The sequence below is a fragment of the Nocardioides nitrophenolicus genome, from assembly GCF_016907515.1.
In the GTDB taxonomy this organism is placed as follows: Bacteria; Actinomycetota; Actinomycetes; order Propionibacteriales; family Nocardioidaceae; genus Nocardioides; species Nocardioides nitrophenolicus.
Genome location: NZ_JAFBBY010000001.1, coordinates 2,283,013 through 2,300,848 on the forward strand (window position 1 = coordinate 2,283,013; position 17,836 = coordinate 2,300,848).

Annotated in this window: 11 protein-coding genes; 6 read left to right on the forward strand and 5 right to left on the reverse strand. The window is 73.4% G+C overall.

The window, feature by feature from the left end; all coding sequences use genetic code 11:
- The first annotated feature begins 69 nt into the window (after nucleotides 1-69).
- Both JOD66_RS11230 and JOD66_RS11235 read left to right on the forward strand, forming a co-directional pair.
- Nucleotides 70-774 carry an LpqN/LpqT family lipoprotein gene (locus JOD66_RS11230; RefSeq protein WP_204836948.1) on the forward strand — a complete coding sequence of 235 codons (705 nt, stop codon included), beginning with the start codon at nucleotides 70-72 and terminating at the stop codon, nucleotides 772-774.
- Nucleotides 771-2,123 (forward strand): neutral zinc metallopeptidase, encoded by a 1,353-nt coding sequence (locus tag JOD66_RS11235; protein ID WP_204836949.1) that lies wholly within the window; start codon nucleotides 771-773, stop codon nucleotides 2,121-2,123. Before JOD66_RS11230 ends, JOD66_RS11235 begins: the two co-directional genes overlap by 4 nt.
- A gap of 101 nt (nucleotides 2,124-2,224) precedes the next feature.
- Here JOD66_RS11235 and JOD66_RS11240 read toward each other — a convergent pair whose 3' ends face one another.
- Nucleotides 2,225-5,293: an ATP-binding protein gene (locus JOD66_RS11240; protein WP_204836951.1), complete on the reverse strand. Its 3,069-nt coding sequence runs from the start codon at nucleotides 5,291-5,293 to the stop codon at nucleotides 2,225-2,227.
- Nucleotides 5,294-5,432: 139 nt separating this feature from the next.
- Between JOD66_RS11240 and JOD66_RS11245 the strand changes: the two genes are divergently transcribed.
- Complete coding sequence (locus JOD66_RS11245; protein WP_204836958.1) at nucleotides 5,433-7,916, forward strand: Ig-like domain-containing protein; 2,484 nt, start codon at nucleotides 5,433-5,435, stop codon at nucleotides 7,914-7,916.
- 1 nt (nucleotide 7,917) lies between these two features.
- On the opposite strand, the gene JOD66_RS29080 is transcribed toward JOD66_RS11245, so the two are convergent.
- The 4 genes from JOD66_RS29080 to JOD66_RS11270 are packed head-to-tail and all read right to left on the reverse strand — an operon-like array spanning nucleotide 7,918 to nucleotide 14,017.
- Nucleotides 7,918-8,601: a sirohydrochlorin chelatase gene (locus JOD66_RS29080; protein ID WP_204836960.1), complete on the reverse strand. Its 684-nt coding sequence runs from the start codon at nucleotides 8,599-8,601 to the stop codon at nucleotides 7,918-7,920.
- Nucleotides 8,598-9,710 (reverse strand): uroporphyrinogen-III synthase, encoded by a 1,113-nt coding sequence (locus tag JOD66_RS11255; protein WP_204836962.1) that lies wholly within the window; start codon nucleotides 9,708-9,710, stop codon nucleotides 8,598-8,600. Before JOD66_RS11255 ends, JOD66_RS29080 begins: the two co-directional genes overlap by 4 nt.
- Nucleotides 9,707-12,559 (reverse strand): nitrite reductase large subunit NirB, encoded by a 2,853-nt coding sequence (nirB, locus tag JOD66_RS11265; RefSeq protein WP_307823439.1) that lies wholly within the window; start codon nucleotides 12,557-12,559, stop codon nucleotides 9,707-9,709. Before nirB ends, JOD66_RS11255 begins: the two co-directional genes overlap by 4 nt.
- A gap of 3 nt (nucleotides 12,560-12,562) precedes the next feature.
- Nucleotides 12,563-14,017, reverse strand: coding sequence for an FAD-dependent oxidoreductase (locus JOD66_RS11270; RefSeq protein ID WP_204836964.1), 1,455 nt, complete (start codon nucleotides 14,015-14,017; stop codon nucleotides 12,563-12,565).
- A gap of 140 nt (nucleotides 14,018-14,157) precedes the next feature.
- Here JOD66_RS11270 and JOD66_RS11275 point away from each other — a divergent pair, with 140 nt between their 5' ends.
- The 3 genes from JOD66_RS11275 (at nucleotide 14,158) to JOD66_RS11285 (ending at nucleotide 17,831) form a co-directional block, all read left to right on the forward strand.
- Complete coding sequence (locus JOD66_RS11275) at nucleotides 14,158-15,651, forward strand: hypothetical protein (protein ID WP_307823441.1); 1,494 nt, start codon at nucleotides 14,158-14,160, stop codon at nucleotides 15,649-15,651.
- Nucleotides 15,648-16,430 (forward strand): polyprenol monophosphomannose synthase, encoded by a 783-nt coding sequence (locus tag JOD66_RS11280; protein ID WP_204836966.1) that lies wholly within the window; start codon nucleotides 15,648-15,650, stop codon nucleotides 16,428-16,430. Before JOD66_RS11275 ends, JOD66_RS11280 begins: the two co-directional genes overlap by 4 nt.
- Nucleotides 16,431-16,547: 117 nt before the next feature.
- Complete coding sequence (locus JOD66_RS11285; RefSeq protein ID WP_204836968.1) at nucleotides 16,548-17,831, forward strand: MFS transporter; 1,284 nt, start codon at nucleotides 16,548-16,550, stop codon at nucleotides 17,829-17,831.
- Nucleotides 17,832-17,836: the final 5 nt, after the last annotated feature.

Sequence of the window (17,836 nt, forward strand, 5' to 3'; positions counted from 1 at the left end):
TCGTCCTAGCGTCCCACAGCCGGATCGCCGTGGGGACGATCCGGCCACCCGACCCCTCAAGGAGCTCCCGTGACGCATCCCGCCCGCCTGCTCGTCGGCCCGGCAGCCCTGATGCTCGCCCTGAGCCTCGCCGCCTGCGGTCAAGACTCTGCTGACGAGGGCGCCGCCGGTTCGAAGGACTCGCCAAGTGCCACACCCACCAGCGCACCGCCCGCACCGACCGCTTCCAGCTCCCAACCGACCGCGACCGAGCCGACCTCGATCCCCGACTACCTCGACCAGGAGGGCATCGAGCAGACGCTGCTCACCCGGGACGACACCGACGGGCTGACTCTCGATCTCCCGGTCCCCGACGGCTGGAGCTCGACGGACGCCTTCGCCGATGCGGCGCCCTTCGGGGCGATCGCTCTGGACGCCGCCGCCGAGCCCGCCAACCCGCCGCGGATCCTGGCCATCCTCGCCCGCCTCGACGGGGACGCCGACCCGGCGAAGATCCTGGCGTACGCACCTAGCGAGCTTCAGTCGCTCCCCGGTTTCACCCCGCTCTCGATGGGCGACCCGAGCACGCTCAGCGGGTTCGACGCCGTCCAGGTCGGCGGCACCTACACCGAGGACGACCAAGAGCTGGTGATCGCTCAGAAGACCGTGGCCATCTCCTCCGCCCGGGGCCTCTATGTGCTGCAGCTCAACGCGTACGCACCCAGCGCCGAGGTCGACGCCCTGATCGCCGCGATGGCGGTGATCGACGAGCAGACCACGATCACCGCCCCGTGAGCGCCCCGAGGCGCGGTGCCGCTCTGCTCGTCGCCGCCGCGCTCCTTCTCGCGGCCTGCGGCGAGGACGGCGACGCGGCACCTCCCTCCGGACCACCGTCCGGCCCGTCCGTCGAGATCTCCGGAGACGCCGCGGCGCCGGTCAACCGGCTCGCCGTGACGGCGATCGCCGACCTGCGCGCGTTCTGGAAGGAGATGTACCCGAAGCTCTACGGCGACGACTACACCGACGTCGCCGGCGGCCTGTACGCGCTGACGCCGGACTCGACGGAGGGTCCGGAGTGCGCCGACAGCTACGAGGACGTCCGGGGCAACGCCTTCTACTGCAGGCTGGATGACTCGGTCGCCTGGGATGCCGACGCGCTGCTGCCCCATCTCCGTGAGAGGTACGGCGATCTCGTCATCCCGATCGTGCTCGCGCACGAATGGGGGCACGCCATGCAGCAGCGCTCCGGTTTCTTCGACCAGAACCGGCTGACCGTGTCGTCCGAGCTGCAAGCCGACTGCTTCGCAGGCTCGTGGGCCCGGCACGCCCAGGAGCAGCGACTGTTCGAGGTCACGGACGCCGATCTCGACCTCGCGCTGGCCGGCATCCTCGACCTGCGCGACACACCCGGCACCGCCAGCGTCGATCCCTCCGCCCACGGCAGCGGGTTCGACCGGGTCGCCGCGTTCCAGGACGGCTTCGACCGGGGCGTCGACACCTGTCGGTCGTACGCCGACGGGTACCCGGTCGTGTTGGAGCTTCCGTTCACCGACGCCGAGGACGCGGCGCGGGCGGGCAACGCGCCGTACGAGCAGATCGTGGCCGGCGTCCCGTACGACCTGGAGGACTTCTGGACCCAGCTCTATCCCGAACTGGCCGACGGCGCACCATGGACGCCGTTGAGCCGATACCAGCCGTTCGACCCGGCCGCCCCACCGTCGTGCGGTGACGCGGACACCTCGGCATACGTACTGTTCTACTGCGTGCCCGACGACTATGTCGGCTTCGACCATGTCACCGCGATGCCACGCATCTACGCGCAGGCGGGCGACTACGCTGTGGCCACCCTCCTCGCCACCCAATGGGGACTGGCGGCGCTGACCCGGGCCGGCGTCGAGGTCGACGTCGAGGAGTCGACGAGGATCACGGACTGCTTCGCTGGCGGCTACACGGCCAGCGTGATCCTGCACAACCGTGCGGCCACCAGCTCGTTCAGCATCTCGCCGGGCGATCTGGACGAGGGGATCAAGGCGCTGCTGGTATTCCGCGGCGATGGCGACCCGGACCGCCAGGGTGCCGGCTATGACCGGGTCAAGGCGTTCCGGCAGGGCGTCATCGACGGTGCCGCGTCGTGCATCCGGTGAGGGAGGAGCCGAGCGGGCCGGCCGGCGAGCGGCAGCCGCGTCATCGGTACGACGAACCCGATCACCGACCGCGTCCCACGCCACCCGGTCGACCCGGACCTTCACCTTCGACCCCATCGACCAGGCGGGCGGTCGGCCGGCGGTAGCGCCTGGCTTCCACCTGGCCAGCGCTCGGCGATCTGTCGGTCCCAGACATGCTCCCCGGTCGCCTCCGCCACGCGGTGGGCCCGTGCGACCAGCTGCCGGGCCTGGTCCTCACTGCCCTGGGCTTGCTCGATGTCGGCGAGCAGGCACAAGAAGAGAGGCGACATCGCGGACGTGCCGTCGAAACTGTAGTCATCGAGCGCCTGTCGTGCCGTGGCCGCCGCGCTGCCGGCGGGATCAGGCAGCGCCGTGCGAGTGCGGGCCCAGATGGCGATGATCCGGGCGACCGCGGCCCACTGCTCACTGCCGGCTTCAGCGAACTCGCGCTCGACCTGCTCGGCGAGCTCCGCGGTGCCGGCCACGACCCCGAGGATTGCCGCGCACTCGACCTCCGTGAGCCGGGTGACCAGCTGGTTGAAGACGTCGCCATGGGTGCGGCCCATCTCCGACGCCTCACGCAGATGGGCGGCAGCCGCCTCCGCGCGGCCACGCGAAGCTTCACCGAGCGCCATCCAGCACAGCACCCGTGGGTGGAAGAAGTGCAGCGGGTCGGTCAGCAGCTCGGGTGGCGCGAAGGTGTGGATGAGATGCCGCCCGACGGCGACCAGCTCGTCGACCTCACCTCGCAGGAAGGCGCTCATCACCTGCGCGAGATCGCTGACCAGGCCCACGTCGGGATCGCCTGAGGCGGCGTATTCGTCTCGCAGGCCGCGGGCGATCAGGTCCGCCTCCGCGATCCGGCCGTGGGCACAGTCCATCAGGCACTGCATCGCGATGGCGCTGTAGAACCCGCGTCCCCGGTGGGACTGCCCGATCTCGAACGCCCGGCGCACCGCGACACTGGCGGAACCACCCGCGAACCCCTCGAGGATGGTCTCGGCGGCGGCGAGGTGCAGCCAGAGGGTGATCTGGCGGTCGAGATGCGTGGGCTCCACGGGGAGCCGCTCACTGGCCTGAAGGCCGTACTCACACAGGACCGCGACGTCGGCGTACGCCGACCGGTCCAGCGCGCGGCCGAGCACCTGCTCGATCAAAGCCGCACCCGTCGCGGCGTCGAGGGCGACGCCCGCCCGCCAGGCGTGCTCGGCCGTCGCCAGCGCATCCTCGTAGGCGGCGGTGCCGGCCCGACCACCGCGAACGGCCGCGATCGCGGCGTGCACCTCGGCTCGCCCCGCGTCGGAGAGCCCGACGAGCAGTGCGTCACGCACCAGCCCGTGGCCGAACCGGTAGCTGCTCGGCCGCTGGTCGTGCTCATCGAGCAGGCCACGCCGGTGGGCCGGGAGGAGATGAGAACGAACGACCGAGATCGGCAGCTCGACCACGTCGGCGAGGTCGGCGACGTCGAACTCCAGCCCGATCACCGCGGCCGCGCGAAGCACCCGCTGGGCGGTGTCGTCGAGCTCCGCGAGCCGCCGGCCCACGACGCCCACGACGCTGGCAGGGGTGCCGAGGCCTGAGTCCGCGGTGCCGAGGGCGCGGGCCAGCTCCTTGACGTAGAAAGGGTTCCCGGCCGCCCGGCTCCAGACCCGGGCGCCCACCTCGGGTGGCAGCGGCCCTTCGGCCGCCGCCTCGGCGAGCCGTCGGCCGGAGGTGCTGTCGAGCCCACCGAGATGCACGATTCGCCGGTCGCCGGCGCGGGCCAATCGTGCGAAGGCGTCCGCGTTCATCGGGCGGTCAGCGCCGAAGTACGCCCAGGTGGCGATCACCTGCACGGGAAGCGACGGCACCTGAGCGGCCAGCAGGAGCAGCGCCTCGATGGAGTCGTCGTCGGCGTTCTGCAGATCGTCGATGACGAGCAGCAGCGGGCGGTTCACCGACAGCACCCGCAGCGCCCGGACCACGCCCTCGGCCAAGGCGAAGCCGGTCGCGGGCACCCGGACCACGGGGTCGTCGTTCCATTCGGGCACGAGCGCATCGACCACACCGGGCAGCTCCGCGGCGACCAGCCCGCGACCGACGTCGTCCCGGTCGCCGCCGAGTCGGCGCAGGGCCTGGATCCAGGTCCACATCAGCGGCAGCCGGACTCCGGCAGGATGCGACGCCCAGACGACGGCCATTCCCTCAGCCCGGGCGCGGTCCGCGGCGATCTGGACCAGGGCGGTCTTGCCGATGCCGCTCTCCCCCGTCACCAGGAGCAGCCCGGAGGCGCGAGCCCGCACGACGTCGTCGAGGCCGGCGAGCTCGGCGTCACGACCGACGAAGGGCAGCGGTGCCAGCGCTGCCAGGGGACCGGCAGGGGACCGGACCTCCGGGCCACCGGGCCCGCCGGCGGCGGGCAACGTACCCTCGCGGATCCGGCGGGCGAGCGTGCGCAGTCCCTCACCCGGCTCGGTGCCGAGCTCGGCGTCCAGAACGCTGGCCGCCCGGTCGAAGGCCCGGAGCGCGTCGGCGGTCCGACCGGACCGGTGCAGCGCCAGCATCAGATGTCCCCAGAGCCGCTCCTGCAGCGGGTGGGCGATCAGGCCGGCCTCGATCTCGGGCACCAGCTCCGCGCCACCGCCGAGCTGGAGAGCGGCGTCATACCGGGCCTCGAGCGCGGACGTCAGGAGCGACGCGAGACGGACCGACTCGGCCCGGGCGAACTCTAGGTCGGCGAACTCACCGAACGGGTCGCCGCGCCACAGCGCCAAGGCCGCGTCGGCCTGATGGCGTGCACTGGTCGCGTCGCCGCGCACGAGCGCGTCCCGGGCCGCACCGACGAGCTCCTCGAAGCGGGCGAGGTCGACGCTGTCCTCGGGATGCAGGTCGAGCTGGTAGCCGTGAGGGCGGGCGACCACGCGGACTCCGTCGGCGCTGGCCGGGTCGAGCGCACGGCGCAGGTTGGTGACATAGGAGCGGATCGACGCGAGTGCCTTGGCGGGCTGTTGATCCGGCCAGACCGCTTCGATGATCCGGTCGAGGGTGACCACGCGCCCGGGGCTGGCCAGCAGCACGGCGAGGACGCAACGCTGCTTGGGTCCACCGAGCTGGACCGGCACGCCGGAGACGCGGGCCTCGAGCACGCCCGAGAGGTAGTAGTCGACCATCGCTCCCGATCCATGCTTCCGTCCGGGCGGCACCGAGCCTACCGTCGTCCGGACCGACATCTCCAACGGTTCTCCAAACCCGTGCTCCTACCGTCACGCGTCACCGCCGTTCGAAGGAGGTCCGTTGATTTCACGCGGGATGCGTACGTCCCTGTCGACCGTGCTCGCCGGGAGCATCATCCTGACGGGCGTCGGCTGGGTCGCGGCGTCGCCGGCGCTCGCCGCTCCGGTGCCCACGCTCGACATGTACTTCACGCCGTCCGGGATCAGCGCGGGGCAGTCGGCCGCGCTGGTCTTCGACATCACCAACGTGACCGGACTGCCGGAGCATGAGGACTGGGGACTCACCGCCGTGCTGCCGACCGGCCTGGTCCCAGAAATCTCGTTCGGCTCCAGCACGACCTGTGCCGCGGCGCACATCGTCACCAACAGCACGACCGGACGGATCGTGGTCGACAGTGGCCGGATCAACGCCGGCACGGCGTCCTGCCAAGTCGTGGTGACCGTCGGCTCCGATGGCACCGCGCTGGGCCTGCTCGGCGTCACCGCCGCCGCCACGGAGGTCACCGGACTCGGCGTACCACCCGACGACGCGCGGATCTTCGTCGCCGGCCTGGCCCGTGACGCCGCTACCACCCACGTCGGACAGCCGGTGGACATCGACGTCCGCGACAACGACATCGCCATGCCACCGGAGACCTGGGGTCAGCCCCTCCTCACCACCGCACCGACGAACGGCGACGCGTCGGTCAACGCGAACGGCACCGTTCGCTACACCCCGCATCCCGGCTTCTCCGGTGACGACACGCTCCGCTACCACGCCTGCAGCAGCGCCAACACCACGTGTGACTTCTCCTCGGCGACGATCACCGTGCAGAACGTCTTCGTCGGCTCCGGCAGCGTCACGACACCGCAGAACATCGTGGTCGAGATCCCTCTCGATGACATCCTGCACACCAACGGCCGACCGCTCGACCCGACGACCGTCACCGAGGACACCGCACCCGCCCACGGCATGCTCGCCATCGACCCGGTCACCGGCGCGGTGGACTACGCGCCGGCGCCGGGATACAGCGGAGCCGACACCTTCCGGATCCAGGTCTGCGACACCTCCGTCCCGACTCAGTGCGCGCCCGGCCGGGTCGACGTGGTCGTCGGGACCAACCAGGTGACGGCGATCGACGACGTCGCCGCCACCGACGCGGCCGTCCCGGTCATCACCCGGGTCCTCGACAATGACGGCTCGGCGTCGGGGCAGCCCTGGGCGCCGCTCGAGGTGACCGACCCGCCGGCGAACGGCAGCACGACCGTCCATCCGGACGGCACCATCACCTACCTGCCGGACGCCGGCCACAGCGGGCTCGACCACTACACATACCGCGCGTGCGACACCTCCACCCCGGTGCCCGTGTGCGACACCGCCCGGGTCGACGTCACGGTCCGCAACGTCTTCGTGCCCGGTCCCGGACTCACCACCGTCGAGGACACCGCCGTCGAGGCAGCGTTGGCGGACCTGGTCACCACGACCGGCCGGCCGCTGAACCCGCAGCGGGCCAGCCTGGTCACCGGTCCGGGACACGGCCAGGTCTCCGTAGATCCCACGACGGGCGCGGTGCGCTACACCCCCGCCGCCGGACACGTCGGGAGCGACGAGTTCGTGCTGAACGTCTGCGACACGGCCTATCCGGTGATCTGCCGCGACCTCCCGGTGCCGGTCACCGTGACCGCACTCGGCCGACCGGTGCTCACGACCTCGGCGGCGGAGTCGGTCGCGCTCCCGGTCGACGCCCGTGGTCGCACCGGCTCGGTGAAGCTGACCGACCAGGTCACCATCACCGGCCTGCGACCCGGCGCCGGGAGCACGGGCACCGCGACGCTCTACGGCCCGACCTCGCAGCGCTCGGCAGCCGCCTGCAGTCCCAGCAACCTCGTGGCGACGGTGTCCTTCGCCGCGCACGACGGCACCCTGACGACGCCCCCGGTCACGGTCTCTCGCCCCGGCCACTACACCTGGGTCGTCACCACCGCCGCGGACGCACTCAACGAGTCCGCCGGCCACGGCTGCGGACTCGCGACCGAGACCACGCTGGTGCACCGGCCGGACTATGGGCCGATCCGGGTCGAGACCGGCTTCGACGGAGTCGCGGAGCCGGGTGAGCGCGCCGGTCGTCGCACGCGGCCGGCCCGGGTGTCGATCACGGAGATCGGCCTGTCCGCGCGGCTGGACCCAGTGGGCCTGCGCCGAGGCGCCATGGTGATCCCCGACGCCGTCGCCCGCGGCGGCTGGCTGACCCGGTCCGCCGTACCGGGCGAGAAGGTGGGCACCACCGTCCTCGCCGGGCATGTATCGGACCGGCACGACCGCCCGGGGGCGTTCGGCCGGCTGGCCCGCGCGAGGCGGGGGCAGCTCGTGAAGGTCCGCGGCGCCGACGGCTCGCTGCACCGCTACCGAATCGTCAGGATCCGCCGACCCGCACGCGGGCAGCCGATCGACGCCGCTCTCACGACCACCTCCGGCGCCCACCGGCTGGTCCTGGTGACCTGCGTCGATGCCGTCCACCGGGCTGACGGCAGCTTCCACTATCGCCGGAACCTGATCGTGGTGGCGAGACCCGTGCGGTGACTCAGGCGCTCGCGGCGGCCACGGCCGGCGCCAGGGCGAGCGCCCGCTCGACGACCAGGTCGACCACTCGCGGGTGCGGGCCGATGACGTCGGCGACGACGCTCGCGCCGGCTGCGAGGGCGTCGTGCCGAGCCTTGCGGTGGAAGTGCCCCGTCGCGAGCAGGTACGGCGACACGGCGTCCCCGGGCCGGACCACCTCCGGGAGCCGGGGACCGTTGCCGGACAACGTGGCGAGCCGGACCGGCGCGCCCCAGGCGTGGGCGAGCAGGTGGGTGGCGGCGTCGAGGTCGGCGACGGCGGCGGGATCGGTGGAGCCGGCCGCGACCAGGACCACCGGTCGGCCGGGGGTGGCGCCGGCGGCGCGCAGCCGGTCGACCTGGGCGGCGGCGAGCAGCCGGTCGGGGCCGAGGGCGCGGCCGAGTCGGATCGCTCGGTCCGCTGCGGCGAGGACGGCCGGCAGGTCCTGGCGCAGGTGGTAGCCGGTCGAGAGCAGCAGCGGCACGGCCACCGCGGGGGTCGGGGTCGCGGCGGCGACCTCGGCGAAGAGCGGCGCGCACAGCTCGACGTACGACGTGGTGGCGGGCCACCCGAGGCGCTCGGCGGCGGCCGCGGTCAGGGCGCGGGCCACCTCGTTGCCGGCGGGGGTGCGGGTGCCGTGGGCGACGGTGACCAGGCGAGGCGTCACGGCGCGACCGCCAGCCGGTAGCCGCGCTTGACGACGGTCTGGACGCAGCGGGTGCCGAGGGCGGCCCGGAGTCGGGCGACGGCCATCTCGACGGCGTGCTCGGAGCCGGCGGTGCCGGAGGGCAGCGCGGCGAGCAGGTCGCGGCGGGAGACGACGGTGCCGGGGTTGACCAGCAGCGCCTGCAGCACGGCGTACGGCGCTGGGGAGAGCTTGACCTCGGCACCGTCGAGCAGCACGGCGTCGCCGTGGAGGAGCAGGGTGTGGCCGGCGACGTCGAGGCTGGTGCCACCGGCGCGCGAGGGCAGCTCGACCTCGAGCTGCTTGACCATCGCGGCCAGCCGGGAGCGCTCGGGATAGATCGACGGCACGCCCCACATCTCGAAGGCGGCGGCGGTGACCGGTCCGACGCAGGCGGCGATCACGTCGGCCTGGAAGGCGCCGACGACCTCGTCCCGGTGCCCGGTGGTGCCGGCGGCCTCCATCATCGCGGCGATCGCCGGGGCCGCGGTGAAGGTGACGGCGTCGACCCGGCGCTCGGCGATGTCCTCGATCAGCCCGAACATCGGCTCGGGGTCGGCGGCCCCCTCGACCCGGTAGACGGCGACCGTGGTGACCTCGGCACCGAGGCGGCGCAACGCGTGCGCGGCCATCGAGAGCGACTGGCCGTGCTCCTGGACGACGATTCGCAGGCCGGTGAGGTCGCGGCCGCGCAGGTGGGCGAGCACGTCCTCGAACTCCTCCGACTCCGGCGACCACAGCTCGCGCAGCCCGAGCCGGCGCAGCGCGCCGACGCTCTTCGGTCCCCGCGCCAGGATCTCGGCACCGGCCACGTGCGCGGTCAGGTCGGCGAGCAGCCCCCAGCGCTCCGCCGCGCCGAACCAGGACTTCAGGCCGATGCCCGTCGTCGCGACGAAGATGTCGACCGGCTGCGCGAGGACCTGCTCGGTCGCGGCCAGCAGCGCGGGCTCGTCGATCCGGTTCGGGTCGACGGACAGGGCCGGGGCGTGGACCACGCTCGCACCCCGGCGCTCCAGCAGCGCGACCTGCTCCTCCGCGCGGCGCGCCGCGGTCACGCCGATCCTGAAGCCGGACAGGGGAAGCTCGCTCACGACTCGATTGTCTCGCGCCGGCCGCCGACGACCACCATGCCGTCGACCACGCGGACCTCATAGCTCGGTACGACGACCGCCGGGTCGTCGAGGCAGACACCGGTGCGCAGGTCGAAGCGCTGCTTGAGCAGCGGGCTGGCCACGAACACGACGTCCGTGTCGTCGCGGGTGGTGCTGCCGACGATGCCGCGCGAGAGCACGGACGCCTGGCCGAACGGATCCAGGTTGGCGAGCGCGAACACCTCGTCGTCGTGGGTCCGGAAGACGGCGACCTCCTCGCCGCCGACCAGCGCGACCACGCCGGACTCGCGCTGCACCTGCTCCAGGCGGCACACGGCGGTGCCGAGAGTGAGCGTGGTGGTCGTCGGGCGGACCTCCTCGCGGAAGGCGACCGCGGGCTGAGGTGCGCCGGGGGCGTTGACGAAGGACACGAACCGGCTCAGCTTCGCGGGGTCCTCGATGGTCGCCCGCCACTCGTCGAAGTAGGAGTCGACATGGCGCGCCATGCTCGCCTCCAGCTCCGCGGCGAGGCCGAGCGCGTCGTCGACGACCACCTCGCGGACCCGGTCCAGGCCGCCGATCTCGTCGAGCCAGGTGGCGGTGCGCTGCAGCCGGTCGGCGGTGCGGATGTAGTACATGAGGAAGCGGTCGAGATAGCGGATCAGCTCCTCGCGACTCACGTCGCCGGCGAGCAGCTGGGCGTGGGCGGGGACCGCACCGCCGTTGCCGCCGACGTACAGGTTCCAGCCCTTCTCGGTGGCGATCACGCCGAAGTCCTTGCCCCGTGCCTCCGCGCACTCGCGGGCGCAGCCGGAGACCCCGCCCTTGAGCTTGTGCGGCGAGCGCAGCCCGCGGTAGCGCAGCTCCAGCTCGATCGCGAGCGCGACCGAGTCCTGCACGCCGTACCTGCACCAGGTCGACCCGACGCAGGACTTCACGGTGCGCAGCGACTTGCCGTAGGCGTGGCCGGACTCCATGCCGGCGTCGACCAGCCGCCTCCAGATCGCCGGCAGGTCCTCCATCCGCGCGCCGAACAGGTCGATCCGCTGCCCGCCGGTGATCTTGGTGTAGAGCCCGTAGTCGCGGGCGACCTCGCCGATCACGATCAGCTTGTCGGGGGTGATCTCGCCGCCCGGGATCCGCGGGACCACCGAGTAGGTGCCATTGCGCTGCAGGTTGGCGAGATAGGCGTCGTTGGTGTCCTGCAGGGTCGCGTTCGCGCCCTCGAGGACGTGGTGGTTGAGCAGGCTGGCGAGGATCGAGGCGACCGCCGGCTTGCAGATGTCGCAGCCGCGCCCCCGGCCGTGGCCCTCGACGATGTCGTCGAAGCGCTGGTAGCCGTGGACGGCCACCACCTCGAACAGCTCCTGGCGGGTCATCGCGAAGTGCTCGCACAGCGACCTGTCGACGACCTTGCCGACCGAGGCGAAGTGGTCCTCGACGATCTTCTTCACCACGGTCTTGCAGGAGCCGCAGGTGGAGCCGGCCTTGGTGCACGCGGTCACGCAGGACGGGCTGTCGCAGGTGCCGCCGTCGGCGACCGCGGCGACGATCTCGGCCTTGGTGACGTCATTGCACGAGCAGACCTGCGCGTCGTCGGGCAGGCCCAGCTCGGGAGCACCACCGCGCGCCGCGGGGAGGATCAGCTCCTCGGGGTTGTCGGGCAGCTCGATGCCGGAGCCGACCAACGGCCGCAGCACGCCGTACGACGACGCGTCGCCGACCAGGATGCCGCCCAGCAGCTCGTAGCCACCGCTCGCGAGCTCCTTGACGACGAGCTTCTTGTAGACGCCGGCCACCGCGTCGGCGTACACGACCTCGAGGGCGTCCTCGTCGCTGGCGAAGGCGTCGCCGAAGGAGGCGACGTCGACGCCGAGCAGCTTGAGCTTGGTCGACATGTCGGCCCCGGTGAAGGAGCCGGCGGCGCCGCCGAGCAGGGCGTCGACGACCACCTCGGCCATCGCGTAGCCGGGTGCGACCAGGCCGTACATCCGCCCACCCGGGGCGGCGCACTCGCCGATCGCCCAGATGTGCTCGTCGCTGGTGCGGCAGTGCTCGTCGACCAGGATGCCGCCCCGTTCGGCGATGTCGAGGTCGGCGGCCCGGCCGAGCGCGTCGCGGGGGCGGATGCCGGCGGAGAAGACGACCAGGTCGACGTCGAGCGGGTTGCGGTCCTTGAGCGCGAGCCCGGCGACCTTGTCCCTGCCGAGCACCGCCTCGGTCAGCGCGCCGGTGTGCACGGTCAGGCCGAGGGTCTCGATGTGGCGGTTGAGCGTCGAGCCCGCGGCGTCGTCGATCTGGACCGCCATCAGCCGGGGCGCCAGCTCCACGACATGGGTCTCCAGGCCCAGCTGGTGCAGGGCGTTGGCCGCCTCCAGGCCGAGCAGCCCGCCGCCGATCACCGCACCCACCTTGGCCTTCCGCGCCGCCGCACGGATCGCCTCGAGGTCCTCGATGGTGCGGTAGACGAAGACGTTCCCGAGGTCCCGGCCCGGCACCGGCGGCACGAACGGGACGGCGCCGGTCGCCAGCACCAGCTCGTCGTAGTGCAGGTCCTCGCCGCTCGCGAGCGTGATCACCCGCTGCCGCGGGGAGATCGCCACCACCTCGGCATTGAGCCGGAGGGAGACCCGCGGGTCGTCGTAGCCACCGCGGGGAAGGAGGGACAGCGCCTCCGCGCCCCGCTCGAAGAAGGAGGTGAGCGCCACCCGGTCGTACGCCGGGCGCGGCTCCTCGCCGAGGACCGTGATGTCGTGGGTCTCGGTGAGCCCGCGCTCGATCGCCGCCTGCACGAAGCGGTGACCGACCATGCCGTGGCCGACGACCACCAGTTGCCTGCGCTGGTTCATCTCTCAGGAGCCTTTCGTGACGAGGGCGGGACGGCTGCTGAGCAGCTGGCGGACGGTGCTCGCGCAGCCACCGCAGCCGGTGGTCGCGCGGGTGGTGTCGCGGACCTGCTCCAGCGAGGAGCAGGCCCGGATCCGGCCGGCGGTGACGCCGGCACAGGCACACACCTCGGCGTCGTCGGGCAGCGCCGGGGCCTTGCCGACCCCGGGAGCCCGCTCGGGCAGGAGCAGCGCGCCCGGCTCGTGCGGCCCGAGGACGGTGCGCCGGTCGAAGTGCTGGGTGATCAGGCCGACCCGGGACAGGTCGCCCACCAAGGTGGCCGCGACGATCCGGCCGTCACGGACCACCAGGCGGCGGTGCGAGCCCGCGACCGGGTTCGCGACCTCGACCACCTCGCCGCCGGCGGCGAGCTCGGCCGCGGCGTCCCCGAGGACGGCGACGTCGAGGTCGGTGGCCCGCAGCCGGGCGACGACCCGGGCGCCGTCGTACGTCGGGGTGTCGCCGCAGAGAAGCCCGGCCAGGACGCTCGCCTGCTCCCACGCGGGCGGCACGAAGCCGGTGGTGCGGCCGCCGTGCTCGGCGCAGTCGCCGAGCGCGTGGACGGCCGGATCGGTGACACTGGCGAGCCGGTCGTCGACCACGATCCCGCGGCGCACCGCGAGCCCGGCCCCGCGGGCAAGGGCGGTCGAGGGCCGGCCGCCGGCGGTGAGCACGACCAGGTCGGTGTCGAGGGTGAAGCCGTTGTCGAGGCGCAGCGCGGGTCCGCCGGCCCCTTCGACGAGGCGGACCGCGCGGGCACCGGTGTAGACGGCGACCCCAAGCCGCTTCAGGTCCCGGGCGAGGATCCTGGCGGCCGGGGCGCTCAGCTGCTGGTGGAGCAGGTGGTCGGCCCCCTCGACGACCTCGGTCGCGAGGCCACGGGTGCCGAGGGCGCGGGCGACCTGGAGGCCGAGCAGACCGCCGCCGACGACGACCGCACGTCGAGAGCCGGGCAGGGCGCGCAGCAGCCGCTCGCAGTCCGCGAGCGAGCGGAAGGCGTGCACCGCCTCGTGCAGCGAGCCGTCCACCCGCACCAGGCCGCGGATCGGGGGGAGCGACGGGATGCTGCCGGTGGCGAGCACCAGCCGGTCGTACTCCACCAGGGTGCCGTCGACGAGCATCACGTCCCGGCGCTCCCGGTCGATGCCCAGCACCCGGGCGCCGAGGCGCAGGTCGACGCCGTGGTCGGCGTACCACCGCGGGTGGCGCAGCGTGAGCGCCTCCGGGCGGTGCGTGCCCTCGAGGACGGCGGAGAGCAGGATCCGGTTGTACGGCGCGACCGGCTCGTCGCCGAGGACGGTGATGGCCATCCGGTCGGGCGCACCGCGGGCCACCAGCTCCTCGACCAGCCGGGTCGCGGCCATGCCCGAGCCGACCACGACCAGCCGCGGACGCGGATCCGGGAGCGGTCGGGAGGTCATGTGACCATCGAAGGACACCGAGGTTTCGCGGCCGGGCGCTCGCGTCGCACGCCGATGTCAACGAGTCCTCACGGCCTCACCGGCCGCACGGACGCACGCCTTCATTGTCCCTTCATGAAGCCCGACCTAGCGTCGAGAGCGTGCTGAAGCCCGCAGCGACCCGGACCCGCCCGACGCGTACGACGTACGTCGCCGGCGCGGTGGCCTTCCTCGCGTGGCTGCCCTTCCTGTGGGTGCCGCTGGCGTCCGACGCCGCGGGCTTCCTGATGCTGAGCCGGCAGTGGTCGCCCGGCAGCTCGCTGTACGGCGACTACTGGGTGGATCGGCCACCCCTGCTGCTGTGGCTGTTCCGGCTCGCCGGGCTCGGGCCGGTGACCCTGCACTCCGACGGCCTGCTCGCGCCGGGCGTCGTCGTGCTGGGTGCGCTGGCGAGTGCGGCGACGGTCCTGCTGGCCGGGCTGCTGGCCGCCCGGGTCGCGCCGCGGAGGTCGCACTGGACCGGGCACCTCGCGCCCGTGCTCGCGGCCGCGCTCCTCGCCAGTCCGCTGCTCGGGATGCCGGAGACCAACGGCGAGGTGCTCGCGGTGCCGTTCGTGCTGGTCGGCGTGCTCGGCCTGGTCACAGCACTGACCGGACCGGCGAGTCGGCGGGCCCTGCTGGTGGCCGGTGGCGCGGGCGTGGCCGCCGCCTGTGCCGCGCTGATCAAGCAGAACGTGATCGACGTCTTCGTGCTGGCCGCCGTGCTGCTGCCCCTCTCTCGCGACCGGGTGCCCCACCTGCTCCGACGTACGGCGGCCTTCGCGGCCGGCGCGCTCGGCACGCTCACCCTCGTCGTCGGTACGGCGGCGGCGCTCGGGACCGCGCCCACCCAGCTCTGGGATGCCGTCGTCACCTTCCGGCTCGAGGCCGCGGCGGTGATCGGCTCGTCCGCGTCGCCCGCGACGTCGCAGCGCTTCGTGGCCGTGCTGATGGCCTTCCTCGCCAGCGGCGCCGCGCTGACCCTGCTCGTCACCGGCTTCCTCGCCGCCCGGACCGCCTGGCGGCGCGGCCCCCGCTCCGCACCGCTGCGCGTCGCCGCCCTCGCCATGGTGGCCTGGGAGCTGTTCGGCGTCGCCGGCGGCGGCAGCTACTGGCTGCACTACCTGACCGGCCTGATTCCCGGCGTGGTGCTGCTCGCCAGCCTGGTGCGGCCCGCCGGCTGGCGGCGGGTCGCGCTGGCCGGCTGCCTCGCCCTCACCGTGCTCGGCACCCTCACCGCGTGGAGCCATGAGCTCGCCGTACCCGTCGACGACGCGATCGGCCGCGACGCGCGGGTCGCCGACTACCTGCGCGCCCACGCCGCCCCGGGCGACGGCGCCGTCGTGGCGTTCGGACGGCCCGACATCGTCGCGGCGGCGGGCCTCGACAGTCCGTACCCGTACCTCTGGAGCCTGCCCGTCCGGGTCCGCGACCCCCACCTGCGCGAGCTGCAGGCCGTGCTGACCGGGCCGGACGCCCCGCAATGGGTGGTCGTGACCGGCGACGGGCTCACCAGCTGGGGGATCACGCCCGCTCCCGAGCTGACCACCTACTTCGACCACCACTACCGCGAGCAGGCCTCCTTCGGGGACCTGCATGTCTGGAGCCGACGATGAGCACCTTCCTGCCCGCCCCCGCGTCCCTGCGCTGCGTCGCGGTCGTGCCGACGTACGACGAGGCGGCCACGATCCTGCCGCTGCTCGACCGGCTGGCGGCCGTGCGCTCCGGCCCCGGCGCGCCGCACCTCGACGTCCTCGTCGTCGACGACAGCAGCCCCGACGGCACCGCCGACCTGGTCCGCGCGCACCCCGGCCACGGCGACTGGGTGCACCTGGTCACCCGGGTCGCGAAGGACGGCCTCGGGGCGGCGTACCGCGCCGGCTTCGCGCACGCCGTCGACGACGGCTACCACGCCATCGTCCAGCTCGACGCCGACGGCTCGCACCCGGTCGAGCAGATCCCCGCGATGCTGGCGCTGCTCGCCGACCACGACCTCGTCGTCGGGTCGCGCTACGTCCCCGGCGGCGGTGCCGAGGGCTGGCCGCTGCGCCGCCGGGTGCTCTCCGTCGGCGCGAACGCCTACGCCCGCCGTACCCTCCGGCTGCGCACCCACGACGCCACGTCCGGCTTCCGCGCCTGGCGGGTCGGCGCGCTGCTGCGCTGCGACGTCCTGCGCACCGAGTCCACCGGCTACGCCTTCCAGGTCGAGAACACCTGGCACGCCGAGCGCCGCGGGCTGCGGGTCACCGAGCACCCGATCACGTTCAGCGAGCGGGTCGCGGGCGCGTCGAAGATGACCGTCGACGTGGCGCGTGAGGCCGCCGTGCTGGTCGCCCGGTGGCGGCTCGAGGAGCTGCGCGCCGCCCATCCCGGGCTGCTCGCGCCGGCGCGGTAGCAGTCGCCTGCGTCACGACGGGCGGCGACCCGGAATATCCGGGACGGCGGCGCGCTTGTCGGACTCATACCCCCTAGGGGTATAGTCCGGACAACGCCTCGCTGAAAGGGGACCGTCGTGAGCCTGTTCGCGATCCGCGACTTCCGCCGCCTCTTCGCCGCGCAGATCATCGCGCTCTTCGGGACCGGTCTGGCGACCGTCGCGCTCGGCCTCCTCGCCTACGACCTGGCGGGCAGGGACGCCGGTGCGGTCCTCGGCACCGCGCTCACCATCAAGATGGTGCTCTACGTCGTGATCGCGCCGCTCGCCGCGGCCTTCGTCGACCGGCTCCCCCGCCGGCTCTTCCTGGCGGTCCTCGACCTCGTCCGCGCCGGCGTGGTCCTCGCCCTGCCCTTCGTCGACGAGGTCTGGCACATCTACGTGCTGATCGCCCTGCTGCAGTCGGCGTCCGCGGCGTTCACCCCGACCTTCCAGGCGGTCATCCCCGACATCGTCACCGAGGAGGCCCAGTACACGCGGGCGCTCTCGGCGTCCCAGGTCGCCTACACGATGGAGAGCCTGCTCAGCCCGGTGCTCGCGGCCGTGGCGCTCACCTTCCTGTCCTTCGACCGGCTGTTCCTCGGCACCTCGCTGGGCTTCGCCGCCTCCGCCGTCCTGGTCCTGTCCACCGCGATCCCGAACGCGCGCCCGACGACCACCGCGGGCCCCTGGCAGCGCGTCGCGTCGGGCATCCAGACCTTCGCCCGCACACCTCAGCTGCGCGGGGTCATGGCGCTCAACCTGGTCGTGGCCTCAGCCGGCGCGATCGTGGTGGTCAACACCGTCAACTACGTGCGCGACGTGCTGGGAGGCGGCCAGGCCGCCGTCGCCTGGATGCTGGCCGCCTCGGGCGGCGGCACCCTGCTCGTCGCCGTGGCCCTGCCCCGGGTCCTCGACCGGGTCGCGGACCGCACCGTGATGATGACCGGTGCGGCCGTCCTGGTCGCCGCGGTCACGGCGGCGCTGGCGATGACCGCGAGCGGGACGACCTCGTGGGCGCTCGCCGCCTCGATCTGGGTCGCGGTCGGCGGCGGCATGGCCCTCATCGTGACCCCGACCGGCCGGGTGGTGCGCCGTTCGGCGACCCCGGAGGCCTTGCCCAAGCTGTTCGCCGCCCAGTTCTCGCTGTCGCACCTGGCCTGGCTGGTCACCTACCCGGTCGCCGGCTGGGTCGGCACCAGCCTCGGCCTGACCCCCGCCTGGTCGATCCTCCTCGTCCTCGCGGCCGGCGGCGCCGTCGCGGCGCGGGTGCTCTGGACCCGCGAGCCGGTCCCGGTCGGCGCCCCGCCGCCGTGGTCGGACGCCGAGGCCGCGGAGGGCACGCTTGCGGCCGCGCAGTGCTCCTGCGTCCGCACCGTGTGAGCCGG